At 52.8% G+C, this 14,182-nt stretch carries 14 protein-coding genes and 1 other annotated feature; of the genes, 8 read left to right on the top strand and 6 right to left on the bottom strand.

Going from position 1 to position 14,182, the window contains the following annotated elements; all coding sequences use genetic code 11:
* Nucleotides 1–196: 196 nt before the first annotated feature.
* From clpB to rluD, 3 genes are all read right to left on the bottom strand, one after another.
* Nucleotides 197–2,770 (bottom strand): ATP-dependent chaperone ClpB, encoded by a 2,574-nt coding sequence (gene clpB / locus OGV82_RS06360; RefSeq protein ID WP_024130844.1) that lies wholly within the window; start codon nt 2,768–2,770, stop codon nt 197–199.
* Nucleotides 2,771–2,899: 129 nt separating this feature from the next.
* A complete protein-coding gene (gene yfiH / locus OGV82_RS06355) occupies nt 2,900–3,631 on the bottom strand; it encodes a purine nucleoside phosphorylase YfiH (RefSeq protein ID WP_047461902.1) in 732 nt (243 codons plus the stop codon).
* Nucleotides 3,628–4,608: a 23S rRNA pseudouridine(1911/1915/1917) synthase RluD gene (gene rluD / locus OGV82_RS06350; protein ID WP_047461899.1), complete on the bottom strand. Its 981-nt coding sequence runs from the start codon at nt 4,606–4,608 to the stop codon at nt 3,628–3,630. Before rluD ends, yfiH begins: the two co-directional genes overlap by 4 nt.
* Before the next feature lie 131 nt (nt 4,609–4,739).
* Between rluD and bamD the strand changes: the two genes are divergently transcribed.
* The 4 genes from bamD (at nt 4,740) to pheA (ending at nt 7,496) form a co-directional block, all read left to right on the top strand.
* Nucleotides 4,740–5,477, top strand: a complete 738-nt coding sequence (gene bamD, locus OGV82_RS06345) for an outer membrane protein assembly factor BamD (RefSeq protein WP_012134683.1) — start codon at nt 4,740–4,742, stop codon at nt 5,475–5,477.
* Between the two features lie 270 nt (nt 5,478–5,747).
* On the top strand, nt 5,748–6,086 hold the full coding sequence (raiA, locus tag OGV82_RS06340) for a ribosome-associated translation inhibitor RaiA (protein WP_024130845.1): 339 nt from the start codon (nt 5,748–5,750) through the stop codon (nt 6,084–6,086).
* A gap of 102 nt (nt 6,087–6,188) precedes the next feature.
* Nucleotides 6,189–6,313 (top strand) — a sequence feature (Phe leader region).
* Nucleotides 6,190–6,237, top strand: coding sequence for a pheA operon leader peptide PheL (pheL, locus tag OGV82_RS06335; protein ID WP_101706155.1), 48 nt, complete (start codon nt 6,190–6,192; stop codon nt 6,235–6,237). (Overlaps the previous feature by 48 nt.)
* Before the next feature lie 22 nt (nt 6,314–6,335).
* The gene (pheA, locus tag OGV82_RS06330; protein WP_047461896.1) at nt 6,336–7,496 is read left to right on the top strand and encodes a bifunctional chorismate mutase/prephenate dehydratase; all 1,161 of its coding nucleotides are present in this window, start codon (nt 6,336–6,338) and stop codon (nt 7,494–7,496) included.
* Nucleotides 7,497–7,597: 101 nt separating this feature from the next.
* On the opposite strand, the gene tyrA is transcribed toward pheA, so the two are convergent.
* Nucleotides 7,598–8,719, bottom strand: coding sequence for a bifunctional chorismate mutase/prephenate dehydrogenase (tyrA, locus tag OGV82_RS06325; RefSeq protein ID WP_047461893.1), 1,122 nt, complete (start codon nt 8,717–8,719; stop codon nt 7,598–7,600).
* A 10-nt stretch (nt 8,720–8,729) separates the two neighbouring features.
* A complete protein-coding gene (gene aroF / locus OGV82_RS06320) occupies nt 8,730–9,800 on the bottom strand; it encodes a 3-deoxy-7-phosphoheptulonate synthase AroF (RefSeq protein ID WP_047461890.1) in 1,071 nt (356 codons plus the stop codon).
* A gap of 215 nt (nt 9,801–10,015) precedes the next feature.
* Here aroF and OGV82_RS06315 point away from each other — a divergent pair, with 215 nt between their 5' ends.
* The 4 genes from OGV82_RS06315 (at nt 10,016) to OGV82_RS06300 (ending at nt 12,778) form a co-directional block, all read left to right on the top strand.
* Nucleotides 10,016–10,390, top strand: coding sequence for a DUF2799 domain-containing protein (locus OGV82_RS06315; RefSeq protein WP_047461887.1), 375 nt, complete (start codon nt 10,016–10,018; stop codon nt 10,388–10,390).
* 157 nt (nt 10,391–10,547) lie between these two features.
* Nucleotides 10,548–11,066 carry a regulatory sequestration protein YfiR gene (yfiR, locus tag OGV82_RS06310; RefSeq protein ID WP_047461885.1) on the top strand — a complete coding sequence of 173 codons (519 nt, stop codon included), beginning with the start codon at nt 10,548–10,550 and terminating at the stop codon, nt 11,064–11,066.
* Nucleotides 11,059–12,282, top strand: coding sequence for a diguanylate cyclase DgcN/YfiN (gene dgcN, locus OGV82_RS06305; RefSeq protein WP_286462641.1), 1,224 nt, complete (start codon nt 11,059–11,061; stop codon nt 12,280–12,282). Before yfiR ends, dgcN begins: the two co-directional genes overlap by 8 nt.
* A gap of 13 nt (nt 12,283–12,295) precedes the next feature.
* A complete protein-coding gene (locus tag OGV82_RS06300) occupies nt 12,296–12,778 on the top strand; it encodes an OmpA family protein (RefSeq protein WP_047461881.1) in 483 nt (160 codons plus the stop codon).
* A gap of 2 nt (nt 12,779–12,780) precedes the next feature.
* Here the strand turns inward: OGV82_RS06300 and OGV82_RS06295 are convergent, their stop codons facing one another.
* Complete coding sequence (locus OGV82_RS06295; RefSeq protein ID WP_047461878.1) at nt 12,781–14,139, bottom strand: PepSY-associated TM helix domain-containing protein; 1,359 nt, start codon at nt 14,137–14,139, stop codon at nt 12,781–12,783.
* Between the last annotated feature and the right edge of the window lie 43 nt (nt 14,140–14,182).

Raw genomic sequence — 14,182 nt, 5'->3', positions numbered from 1 at the left:
ACCCGGCGGCCTGTGTGCCGTTGTTCCGTGTCAGTGGAGGCGCATTATAGGGAGTTATTCCGGCCTGACAAGGGGAAATTAGAAAAAACTTATCAACCGTTCGTTTTTTGGACGTTTTGCATATCACCCTTTTATTTTTGCCTGGTTTTTAAACAAAAACGAGCCCAAATGGGCCCGTTTTTTTATTATTTGTGACTTACTGCACTGCCACAATGCGATCGTCATTCGCCTCCAGACGAATCGCTTTACCCGGAATCAGTTCACCAGACAAGATTTGCTGCGCCAGCGGGTTTTCAATCTGCTGCTGAATTGCACGTTTCAATGGACGCGCCCCGTAAACCGGATCGTAACCATTCGCGCTCAGCAATTTCAGCGCATCATCAGAGATGTGGATTTCATACCCGCGCTCTTCCAGACGTTTGTACAGACGTTGCAACTGGATCTGTGCAATAGAAGCGATATGTTTTTCACCCAACGGATGGAATACCACGACTTCATCTATACGGTTAATGAATTCCGGGCGGAAGTTGTGGCTGACCACACCAAGCACCAGTTCTTTCATATGGCCGTAATCCAGCTCACCGAAACGCTCCTGGATCAGATCGGAACCGAGGTTTGAGGTCATAATGACAACCGTGTTGCGGAAGTCGACCGTTCTCCCTTGCCCGTCCGTCAGACGGCCATCATCCAGCACCTGCAACAGAATGTTGAATACATCAGGATGCGCTTTCTCAACTTCGTCCAGCAGTATGACGGAATAAGGACGACGACGTACCGCTTCCGTCAGATAACCGCCCTCTTCATAACCCACATATCCCGGAGGCGCGCCAACCAGACGAGACACGGAGTGTTTTTCCATGAACTCAGACATGTCGATACGCACCATCGCGTCATCGCTATCAAACATAAAGTTTGCCAGCGCCTTGCACAGTTCGGTTTTACCTACCCCGGTCGGCCCAAGGAACAGGAACGAACCAATTGGACGATTCGGGTCGGCCAGTCCCGCACGGCTACGGCGAATGGCATTCGATACCGCTTCAACGGCCTCATTCTGCCCAATCACGCGGCTGTGTAATTCCTGCTCCATACGCAGCAGTTTTTCACGTTCGCCTTCAAGCATTCTGGCAACCGGAATCCCCGTCCACCGCGCCAGCACTTCAGCTATTTCCGCATCCGTCACTTTATTGCGTAACAGACGCATGGTTTTACCTTCAGATTGAGTCGCCGCTTCCAGCTGTTTTTCCAGCTCAGGGATTTTGCCGTACTGAAGTTCAGACATCCGCGCCAGATCGCCCACACGACGCGCCTGTTCGATGGCGATTTTCGCCTGCTCCAGTTCGGCCTTAATGGTCTGCGTACCGGACAGAGAGGCTTTCTCTGCTTTCCACTCTTCTTCTAATTCAGAGTACTGGCGTTCTTTATCATCCAGTTCCTCGTTGAGCATATCGAGGCGTTTTTTGCTCGCCTCATCAGACTCTTTCATTAACGCCTGCTGTTCCAGCTTGAGCTGAATAATACGGCGGTCGAGCCTGTCCAGTTCTTCCGGCTTGGAGTCAATCTGCATACGGATGCTGGATGCCGCTTCATCGATCAGATCGATGGCTTTATCCGGCAACTGGCGATCGGAAATGTAGCGGTGAGATAAGGTTGCCGCCGCCACAATCGCCGGGTCAGTAATCTGCACATGGTGGTGCAGCTCATAACGTTCTTTAAGACCACGCAGAATAGCGATGGTATCTTCCACAGACGGTTCCGCGACGAACACTTTCTGGAAACGACGCTCCAGCGCCGCATCTTTTTCGATGTACTGGCGATATTCGTCCAGCGTCGTGGCGCCCACACAGTGCAGTTCCCCACGCGCCAGCGCCGGTTTCAGCATGTTCCCGGCATCCATTGCGCCGTCGGCTTTACCCGCGCCGACCATCGTGTGTAATTCATCGATAAACAGGATGACGTTGCCTTCCTGTTTGGCGAGATCGTTCAGCACACCTTTCAGACGCTCTTCAAACTCACCGCGATACTTCGCCCCGGCCACCAGCGCGCCCATATCCAGCGCCAGTACGCGGCGGCCTTTCAGCCCTTCCGGCACTTCGCCATTAATGATTCGCTGCGCCAGCCCTTCGACAATCGCCGTTTTACCGACCCCCGGTTCACCGATTAATACCGGGTTGTTTTTAGTACGGCGTTGCAGTACCTGAATGGTACGGCGAATTTCTTCATCACGACCAATCACCGGATCGAGCTTGCCCTGCTCCGCGCGCTCGGTCAGGTCGACGGTATATTTTTGCAAGGCCTGACGTTGGTCTTCAGCCCCTTGATCGTTCACGCTTTCACCTCCGCGCATTTGTTCAACTGCCTGAGTGATATTGGCGGTGGTCGCCCCGGCCGATTTCAGTAGGTCGGTCAGCGTGCCGCGAGACTCAAGCGCAGCCAGAACGAACAGTTCCGACGAAATAAAGTTGTCCCCACGTTTTTGCGCCAGCTTGTCGCAAAGATTCAGTACACGCACCAGATCCTGAGACGGCTGTACGTCGCCGCCGGTGCCTTCCACCTGCGGTAAACGGCTCAGCGCCTGATCAATACTCGTGCGTAACTGGCCAGCATTAATGCCAGCGGACGTTAATAAAGGACGTACCGATCCCCCTTCCTGATTCAGTAAGGCGCTCATTAAATGAAGAGGTTCGATGAATTGGTTGTCGTGCCCCAGTGCGAGCGACTGGGCATCGGCAAGAGCAAGCTGGAATTTATTAGTAAGACGATCCAGACGCATAACTCCTCCCATAACAGGTCAAAATTGCTACTGGAGATTAAATGAGGTCATCCCTCAATTATTCAAGGTGAATGACCTGAATTATGTGAAAAGAAAATTACACGTACCGGATCGTCTTGATTCTTTAGGTTATATCAGCCAAATAAAACTTGCCATACGACCTGTGATCTTGTCGCGACGATAAGAGAAGAAAGTCTCACTTTCGCTGTAGGTACAGCGATCGCCGCCATAGACGCTTTCAACTCCCACATTCGCCAGACGTTGACGCGCAAGCTGATAAATATCCGCCAGATATTTTTCGCCGCGCGCCTGAAATGCGCTGCTCGCCTTCGCATCTTTTGCGATAAACGCTTCACGCACTTCAGCCCCCACTTCAAAAGCAGCAGGGCCAATAGCCGGACCCAGCCAGGCGATAATGTTTTCAGGTTTATCGGCAAAGCAGGCGACCGTCTCTTCCAGCACACCTTCACATAATCCGCGCCAGCCCGCATGAGCCGCCGCCACTTCCGTTCCCGCGCGATTACAAAACAACACGGGCAAACAGTCCGCCGTCATCACCGCGCAAACGGTGCCGGGGGTATTGCTGTACGACGCATCCGCCCGTTTGGATGCATAAGGCTCGCCGATGAGTTTCAACACGTCCTTGCCATGCACCTGTTCAAGCCAGACGGGTTTTGACGGCAAATTGCCCGCAGCAAAGAGTCTCTTGCGATTCTCTTCCACATGTTCCGGGTTATCGCCGCAATGGGCGCCCAGGTTCAGAGAATCGTAAGGCGGTAAGCTGACACCGCCTGTACGTACAGAACTACAGGCTGCAACCCCCTCCGGGATTGGCCACTGCGGAACAATTAGCTTACTCATAGCCAGTCTACATCATCCTTATGTTCTTCGAAGTCAGCGCGCATCACGTCAATCAGCTCCACCATATCCTGCGGAATCGGCGCATGCCACTCCATTTCAATACCGGAAATCGGATGGTAAAGACGCAGCATCGTCGCGTGCAGCGCCTGGCGATCAAACTGACGCAACGTGGAGATAAACGCTTCTGATGCCCCCTTCGGTGGACGCGGACGACCGCCATACACCTGATCGCCCACCAGCGGATGCGTAATATGCGCCATGTGCACGCGGATCTGGTGCGTACGTCCGGTTTCCAGACGCAACCGCAGACGCGTATGCACACGGAAATGTTCCATGATGCGGTAGTGAGTCACCGCAGGTTTCCCCATTGGATGCACTGACATATGGGTTCGTTTGGTCGGGTGACGGCTGATCGGTTCATCTACCGTACCGCCCGCCGTCATATGTCCAATCGCGACCGCTTCATACTCACGGGTAATTTCACGCAGCTGCAAAGACTCCACCAGTCGCGTTTGCGCCGGAACCGTTTTCGCCACCACCATCAGACCTGTGGTGTCTTTATCCAGACGATGCACAATACCCGCGCGCGGTACGTCAGCAATCGGCGGGTAGTAATGCAACAGCGCGTTCAGTACCGTACCATCGGGATTACCAGCGCCAGGGTGAACCACTAAATCGCGCGGTTTGTTGATGACAAGGATATCGTCATCTTCGTAGACGATATCCAGCGGGATATCCTGCGGCTCAAAGCGGATCTCTTCGTCGATTTCCGCGTTAATGGAAACCTGTTCGCCGCCCAATACTTTTTCTTTCGGTTTATCGCAAAGTTTACCGTTGACCAGCACGCGCCGATCAAGAATCCATTCTTTTATGCGCGAACGTGAATAATCCGGGAACATTTCGGCCAAAGCCTGATCTAAGCGTTGACCGAGTTGGTTTTCGGATACCGTTGCGGTGAGTTGTACTCGTTGTGCCATATACAGCTTCTTCGTTTAACGTTGGGTTTTACGGCTTTGCCGTTTAATATAGTGTGCTATTGTAGCTGGTCTTAACCGGGAGCAGGAACAGAGAATCTCCCGTAAAACATTTTGAGGAAAGTCAAAACGTCATGACGCGCATGAAATATCTGGTGGCAGCAGCCACGTTGAGCCTGTTTTTGGCGGGTTGCTCTGGTTCAAAGGAAGAGGTGCCCGATAATCCGCCTAACGAAATCTACGCGACTGCCCAGCAAAAGCTGCAGGACGGTAACTGGAAACAGGCAATAACGCAATTGGAAGCGTTGGATAACCGTTATCCATTTGGACCGTATTCTCAGCAGGTGCAGTTGGATCTGATCTACGCCTACTACAAAAACGCCGATCTGCCGTTAGCTCAGGCCGCCATCGATCGTTTTATTCGCCTCAATCCGACGCACCCGAATATTGATTATGTCATGTATATGCGCGGTCTGACCAATATGGCGCTGGATGACAGCGCGCTGCAAGGTTTCTTCGGCGTCGATCGTAGCGATCGCGATCCGCAGCACGCCCGAGCTGCATTCAATGATTTCTCAAAGCTGGTGCGTAGCTATCCGAACAGCCAGTACACGACCGACGCCACCAAACGTCTGGTCTTCCTGAAAGATCGTCTGGCGAAGTATGAATACTCCGTTGCCGACTACTACACCGCTCGCGGCGCATGGGTTGCCGTGGTAAACCGTGTGGAAGGTATGCTGCGCGACTTCCCGGATACGCAGGCGACGCGCGACGCTCTGCCGCTGATGGAAAACGCTTATCGTCAGATGCAGATGACGACTCAGGCTGACAAAGTGGCAAAAATTATCGCCGCCAATGGTCGCAACACCTGATTGCGTACTGAACGCAAAACGGCAGCCCGAAGGCTGCCGTTTTTTTATCTATTTTACGCTGTTGCTGAAGCGGTTTCAGTACAACGCATCCCGTCAAATATGGCCCCCTTTCAGCTATTCCTCAAGTAAAAAATCCGTTGTTCCTGCGATAACTCACAAAAAGGCTTCCTTGACAAAAAGTGACAAAATAATGTGATTTAAATCACGCTTTTTGACATTGGGAACGGTATGCTGGAATCACCAAGACGGGAAAGACAAGAGGTAAAATTTATGACAATGAACATTACCAGTAAACAAATGGAAATTACTCCGGCAATACGCCAGCATGTCGCAGACCGTCTCGCCAAACTAGAAAAATGGCAAACTCACCTGATTAATCCACATATCATTCTGTCTAAGGAGCCACAGGGTTTCATCGCTGATGCCACCATCAATACCCCGAACGGACATCTGGTCGCCAGCGCAAAACACGAAGATATGTACGCCGCCATTAACGATTTGATCAACAAGCTGGAACGGCAGCTCAATAAAGTGCAGCACAAAGGCGAAGCCCGTCGTGCCACAACTTCAGTAAAAGACGCCAACTTCGTCGAAGCAGAAGAAGAGTAGTCCCTTACATTGAGTGTATCGCCAACGCGCCTTCGGGCGCGTTTTTTGTTGACAGGATTAAAACAGTACGGGTACTTTACTGAAGTCGTTCAAGGAAACTGACATGAAACTTATCCCGTTCTTCTTCGCATTCTTTTTTACCTTCCCCTGAATGGGAGGCGTTTCGTCGTGTGAAAAAGAATGCGAAGACGAACAATAAGGCCTCCCACACGGGAGGCCTTTTTTATTGATAACAAGAAAGGCAACACTATGACATCGGAAAACCCGTTACTGGCGCTGCGAGAGAAAATAAGCGCTCTGGATGTAAAATTACTGGCCTTACTGGCGGAGCGTCGTGAACTGGCCGTTGAAGTCGGGAAAGCGAAGCTGCTTTCTCATCGCCCGGTGCGTGATATCGACCGCGAGCGCGACCTGCTGGACAGGCTGATCGCGCTTGGCAAAACCCATCATCTGGACGCGCACTATATTACTCGCCTGTTCCAGCTCATCATTGAAGATTCCGTCCTTACCCAGCAGGCGCTGTTGCAGCAACATCTGAACAAAATTAACCCGCATTCAGCGCGTATTGCCTTTCTTGGACCAAAAGGGTCGTACTCGCACCTCGCTGCGCGTCAGTATGCCGCCCGCCACTTTGAACAGTTTATTGAAAGCGGCTGCGCAAAATTCGCTGATATCTTTAATCAGGTCGAAACCGGGCAAGCGGACTACGCCGTCGTGCCGATTGAGAACACCAGTTCAGGCGCGATCAACGACGTCTACGATCTGTTGCAGCACACCAGCCTCTCTATCGTGGGCGAGATGACCATTACCATCGACCATTGCGTGCTGGTTTCAGGGACGACCGATTTAAACACCATTGAGACGGTCTACAGCCACCCGCAGCCGTTCCAGCAGTGCAGTAAATTCCTTAACCGCTATCCGCACTGGAAGATTGAGTACACTGAAAGCACCTCTGCGGCGATGGAAAAAGTGGCGCAGGCGAACTCTCCACGCGTGGCGGCACTGGGTAGCGAAGCCGGTGGCGTGCTGCATGGGCTACAGGTGCTGGAACGAATCGAAGCCAACCAGACGCAGAATATTACCCGTTTCGTGGTGCTGGCGCGCAAAGCCGTCAATGTTTCCGACCAGGTCCCGGCGAAAACCACGCTGCTGATCGCCACGGGTCAACAGGCAGGTGCGCTGGTTGAGGCGCTGCTGGTGCTGCGCAATCACAACCTGATCATGACCAAACTGGAGTCCCGTCCGATTCACGGCAACCCGTGGGAAGAGATGTTTTATCTCGATATCCAGGCCAACCTGGAATCACCGGAGATGAAAAAAGCGCTGAAAGAGTTGGGGGAAATTACCCGCTCAATGAAGGTACTGGGCTGCTACCCCAGCGAGAACGTTGTGCCTGTCGATCCGAACTAACTGTTTGATAATGCCGGATGGCGCTACGCTTATCCGGCCTACGATTCATGCAATTTTGTAGGCCGGATAAGACGCACCAGCGTCGCCATCAGGCATCTCACTTATTGTCGGCTATCGTTCGCCTGGCGTAACAGCGTGCGACTTTCGTTCTGGAAGCGTTTGGCGTAATCACCAAACCAATGCTCAACCTTGCGGAAACTGTCGATAAAGGCCTGCTTGTCGCCCTGCTCCAGCAAACCAATCGCGTCGCCAAAACGTTTATAGTAGCGTTTGATCAGCGCCAGGTTATTTTCCGACGACATAATAATATCGGCATACAGCTGCGGGTCCTGCGCAAACAGTCGCCCAACCATCGCCAGTTCGAGACGGTAAATCGGTGACGACAGCGCCAGCAGTTGTTCCAGCTGGACATTCTCTTCCGCCAGGTGCAAACCGTAAGCGAACGTCGCAAAGTGACGCAGCGCCTGAATAAACGCCATATTCTGATCGTGCTCAACGGCGCTAATCCGATGCAGCCGCGCGCCCCACACCTGAATTTGCTCAAGGAACCACTGATACGCCTCCGGCTGACGGCCATCGCACCAGACAACCACCTGCTTTGCCAGACTGCCGCTGTCCGGGCCAAACATCGGGTGTAAGCCCAGTACCGGGCCATCGTGCGCCGCCATCATCGCCTGTAGCGGTCCGTTTTTAACCGATGCAAGATCGACCAGAATACAGTCCGCAGGCAAACGCGGTAATTTCGCGATCACCTGCTCCGTGATATGAATCGGCACACTTACGATCACCATCCCGGCATCGGCCACGATCTCCTGCGCCCGTCCCCAGTCCTGTTGCTCAAGTATGCGTACCTGGTATCCCGACAGCGTGAGCATTTTTTCAAACAAACGGCCCATCTGACCGCCGCCGCCGACGATAACCACCGGGCGCAGAGAAGGACAAAGCGTCTTAAACCCTTTGTCATTCTCACTGGAGTAAGACTCACGCATCACCCGACGCAAGACGTCTTCAATCAGATCAGGAGGAACGCCAAGCGCTTCCGCCTCCGCACGGCGCGAAGCCAGCATAGACGCTTCACGCTCAGGCACGTAAATCGGCAGCCCAAAGCGGCTTTTCACTTCACCGACTTCGGCCACCAGCTCCAGGCGCTTAGCCAGTAAATCCAGCAGCGCCTTATCCACTTCATCTATTTGATCGCGTAACGCGGTCAACTCAGCAACCATAACCAACCTCTTATGCTACACGCGCCACCAGTTGGCCGTTCAGGTCCTGATGAATTTCACGCAGCAGTGCATCCGTGGCTTCCCAACTGATACACGCATCCGTAACAGACACGCCGTATTTCATTTCACTGCGCGGTTGCTCGGAGGACTGGTTGCCTTCGTGAATATTACTTTCAATCATCAGGCCAATAATGGAACGGTTGCCGTCTTTGATCTGCGCGACCACAGACTCTGCCACGGCAGGCTGGCGACGGTAATCTTTATTCGAGTTACCATGGCTGCAATCTACCATCAGAGACGGGCGGAGTCCTGCCTGTTCCATCTCTTTTTCACACTGCGCGACATCTGCCGGGCTGTAGTTTGGCGCTTTCCCACCGCGCAGAATGACATGGCCATCCGGGTTGCCCTGCGTTTGCAGCAGAGCGACCTGCCCCGCCTGGTTGATACCGACAAAACGGTGTGACTGAGCAGCGGCACGCATGGCGTTAATCGCCGTCGCCAGGCTGCCATCCGTCCCGTTTTTAAAGCCAACGGGCATGGAAAGGCCAGAGGCCATTTCACGGTGGGTTTGGGATTCGGTCGTACGCGCGCCGATTGCCGACCAGCTAAACAGATCGCCCAGGTATTGCGGGCTGTTTGGATCTAACGCTTCCGTCGCCAGCGGCAAGCCCATGTTCACCAGTTCCACCAGAAGTTGACGCGCAATCTTCAGGCCGGTTTCCACATCAAACGAGCCATCCATATGAGGATCGTTAATCAACCCTTTCCAGCCGACAGTGGTGCGGGGTTTTTCAAAATAGACGCGCATTACCAGGTAGAGGCTATCGCTGACCTCTGCGGCAAGAGTTTTAAATCGACGTGCGTATTCCAGAGCGGTTTCAGGATCGTGGATAGAACAAGGGCCGCACACCACCAGCAGACGCGGATCGCGACCGGCGATGATGTCAGAAATTGTTTTACGTGACTGGGCGATTTGCGCCTCTTGCGACAAACTCAGCGGGAACGCCGCTTTGAGTTGTTCCGGGGTCATCAGAACCTGTTCGTCGGTAATGTGTACGTTGTTCAGCGCGTCTTTTTGCATGATGGCGATCCTGTTTAGCTCGTTTGCGATAAATGATCCTCACAGAGGATGGCGTAACGATAACATAATCGGTAAAGATTTCAATCCACATTCCGTAAATTTTACTTTACACAAGCCATTTATCTCGCAATTAACGCCATTCAAATCGTACATAAAAATTTACATCATTATATTTGCGCATCCACTATGCTTTGAAAAACACAGGAGAACAGGCAATGAAGCGTTTCGCAGGCGCCTTATTTGTTTTATTCATCAGCGGATGTCAGATCGATCCTTACACGCATGCTCCCACCTGGACCGCGACCGACTGGTATAGCGCCGGTATCGAAGATGCGATTTCAGGCGTTGCCGTCAAAGATAACGAAACACTAGCTGACGCCTGGAACGATCCTGACGTGGAGCGAACGCAATATCTTAAGGGCTACGCCGAAGGCCAGCGAAAAACCTGCCAGTTAAACTTTGTCCACGCCCGAGGACTGGCCGGGAAAACATTTCCCGCCAGTTGCGACACGGTTGAAAACGCCCGTCAATTGCATGATGCCTGGCAAAAAGGCGCAGACGAAGGTGTTCGCTCAATGCGGCTAAATTAATTAAGACCTTACCAATAAATAAGTATGGGATTTAACTTAAGGAAATACCATTAATCGGCATGGTGTAATGACTGACAGGCAAAATAATGTTATTTTGCTGCAAACAATCACGGATGTATTTTGATGCTTTTTGACTGACGCTGGTGGGCACCTGTTTATGAGCTTTTCTCACCGACTCATACTCCTGCTAACGCTATTACTGGCAGGATTACCACTGTATGCTCAGGGCATCACAGAAGAAGCGAAATCTGTACGCTCAATCGTTTCCGGTATCGTCAGCTATACACGCTGGCCTGCATTATCTGGCCCTCCACGGCTATGTATTTTCGCCTCGTCTCGTTTTGCCGATGTGCTGAACGACAACAGCGCCAGGTCATTACCTTATCTGCCCGTCATCATCCGCACGGAGCAGGAAGCTCTGACAGCCCGTTGCGATGGCTTTTATTTCGGCAGTGAATCTCCGGCGTATCAGGTAGAATTAACGAATAAATATCCGTCTAAGGCATTGTTATTAATTGCCGAACAAAATACTGAATGCATTATTGGCAGCGCATTTTGTCTGATCATAAACAATGATGAAGTCAGATTTTCCGTAAATCTGGATTCCCTGTCACGCAGTGGCGTAAGAGTGAACCCCGACGTATTGATGCTTGCACGGAATCAAAAGCATGGATAAGGATTTTTTCCCTACAACGCGCCCGACCTTTAAGCGTACATTACGCCGGATCAACATGATCAGCGTACTGGTCACCATGCTGCTGATCTGGCTGCTGCTTTGCGTCGCCTCTGTCCTGACGCTGAAACAATATGCGCAAAAAAATCTGGATCTGACTGCCGCGACAATGACCCATAGTCTTGAGGCCGCATTGGTGTTTTCCGATGGCGTCGCCGCGACAGAAACGCTGGCCGCGCTGGGGCGCCAGGGGCCGTTCTCGGCCGCAGAGGTTCGCGATAAAAACCAGAAGGTGATCGCCTCCTGGTACTATGACGTACAAGCGTCGGACGATAAGCTCAATGGCCTGATCAGCCAGTGGCTTTTCCCGCTGCCGGTGACTCAGCCCGTCTGGCACAATGGCAAAATTATCGGCGAGGTCTGCCTGACCGCGCGCGACAGCTTGATTGGTCATTTTATCTGGCTCTCGCTGGCGGTTCTTACCGGGTGTATTTTGCTCGCATCCGGCATTGCGTTAATGCTCACGCGTTATTTGCATAATGGCGTGGTGGACGCGCTGCAAAACATCACCGATGTGGTACATGATGTACGCACGAACCGTAACTTTTCACGTCGCGTTTCTGAGGAACGCATTGAAGAGTTCCATCTTTTTGCTCAGGATTTCAACAGCCTGCTGGATGAGATGGAAGAGTGGCAACTGCGGCTACAGGCTAAAAACGCCCAGCTTTTGCGTACCGCGCTGCACGACCCCCTTACTGGTCTTGCTAATCGTGCCGCCTTTCGTAACAGCATAACCGAGTTGATGAACGACAGCTCCGCCCGTAGCTGTTCGGCGCTGCTATTTCTGGACGGCGATAACTTCAAATTCATTAACGATACATGGGGGCATGCCGCAGGAGATCGCGTTTTGATCGAGGTCGCCCGGCGACTGGCGGAGTTTGGCGGCAATCACCACCAGCCATATCGACTTGGCGGAGATGAATTCGCCATGGTGCTTTACAACGTGCATTCGGAGTACGAAGTTAAACGCATTTGTTCGGCATTATCGCAAGAATTTAATCGCCCCTTTGATCTGCATAACGGGCATCTGGCGAGTATGACGCTGAGTATTGGTTTCGCGCTGACGTGGGAACATGCTTCCGCAGAAAAATTACAAGAGTTGGCCGATCGTAATATGTATCAGGCCAAACATCAGCGTTCTGAACGTTCAATTAAATAACAGGAATAGATATATGCTAAAGCGACTTTTCTCCCCGATCATTCTGATAGCGTTGATTCTGGCGGGTTGCCAGACGCCGCAGGGGAAATTTACGCCCGAACAAGTTGCGGCAATGAAATCCTATGGATTTACTGAATCAGCAGGCGACTGGTCTCTGGGGCTGTCTGACAACATTTTATTTGATAAAAACGACTATAAGTTACGCCCGGAAAGCCAGCAGCAAATCCGTGAGATGGCCTCTAGGCTGGCAGCCACCGGGCTGAAACATGCCCGTATGGATGGCCATACTGACAACTACGGCGAAGACAGTTATAACGAGGCATTGTCGCTCAAGCGCGCCAATGTGGTTGCTGACGCCTGGGCCGAAGGTGCCAACATCCCACGCGGCAATCTGACGACACAGGGTTTAGGTAAAAAACACCCGGTCGCCAGCAATCAGAGCGCGAAAGGTCGTGCTGAAAACCGCCGCGTTGCCGTCGTCATCAGCACGCCGTAATGTTAGTCAACTGGCTGCGCAAGGGCGGCGCGAGACGTGCTGAACCAGCGCAGCCAGTCGATAACGATAAATACCAGCAGACTGCCTCCCAGCACCGGCATCGCCATCCCCAGGGCGGCAGCCAGCACCAGAACCCCGCACCTTCCCGGCCAACCTAACGTAAGCCAACACTGCATCAGCGTTTGCGCCGGGTTAACGCCTGACCTGGCCGGTCGGCGAATCCACCACAGACGGTAGCCGATAATAATCATCAGGCAAAGCCCGATGCCGAAGGCGATCAGCAGTAACTGATTTGGCAGACCAAACAGTATGCCCATATGGAAATCGACGCCCCAGCGCGTCAGCTTTGCCATAAGCGGAAAGTCAGCAAAATGCGTCCGGTCGATAACATGCAGGGTTGCGGCGTCTACTGATACCGCATCAACCTGTGTCGGCCAGCGGCGATCAATTTCAGTTACCGTCCAGCCATGTTGCGCATCTTTGGCCGGACGAATCTCCAGCTTTTTAGCATCAATTCCCGCCGCCTGCGCCGTATGCAGAACCGCATCAAACTGGCTGACATCCATATGCATAACCGGCATTTCCTGCCCGGCATGATGCTCGGCATGTTCATCAGCAGGGCGTTCGTCGCCATAAAGCTGCGTATTCACCTGCGGCGTCAGCCAGCCAAAAGCCGCACGCATTTTATCCACGTTGCCTCCGGCCCACTGGGACCAGGTTAAACCGGTTGCCGAGAACAGCAGCATCCCCGCCAGCAATAACCACCCCAGCATTACGTGTAAACGCCGGTTATTTTGCACCCGATTATTCAGCCGACGTTTTGGTCGGGTGAAATACCAGAGCATAATGCCGCCAGTCGCCGCAACCCACATCCAGGAGGCCGCCAGCTCGCTGTAAATTCGCCCGATATCCCCCAATAGCAAAGAGCGGTGAGCATAATCAATCCACTGACGCAGGGGCAAAATGCCACTGGTGCCATAGACCGTCATATCGCCTTTCACCGCCAGCGTCACTGGATCGATGAAAATCGCCCGGTTCTCGGAAGCGGCAAGTCCGGGGTCGGCAAACATCACCCGCGTCGTTGCGCCCTCTTCAAGAGCGGGACGAACGGCATGCAGTCGTAAATGCCCTCCCGTCACCTGTTGGGCAACGGCGATTTGCGCCGCCAGCGGTTGCCGCTCTCCTTGCCCTGTGCCCTGTAGCGCCGGTGCATAGAGCGCCTCTTCCAGTTGCGGCGTCGCAACGTAGAGCGTACCGGTTAAGGCCGCCACAAAGATAAATGGCCCGACAAACAGACCTGTGTAGAAATGAAAACGTCGCAGCAGGGTTATCCATGCCGCGCGCGGAGTGCAGGTTGTCATACTTTTCCTCAGAGAAAGCACACATGTGTCGTGACGCTTATGC

The sequence above is a fragment of the Citrobacter sp. CK191 genome, from assembly GCF_030333435.1.
GTDB classification, from domain to species: Bacteria; Pseudomonadota; Gammaproteobacteria; order Enterobacterales; family Enterobacteriaceae; genus Citrobacter_B; species Citrobacter_B koseri.
The sequence above is the reverse complement of the archived record's forward strand: the minus strand, read 5'-3'. Positions and strand labels throughout refer to the sequence as shown.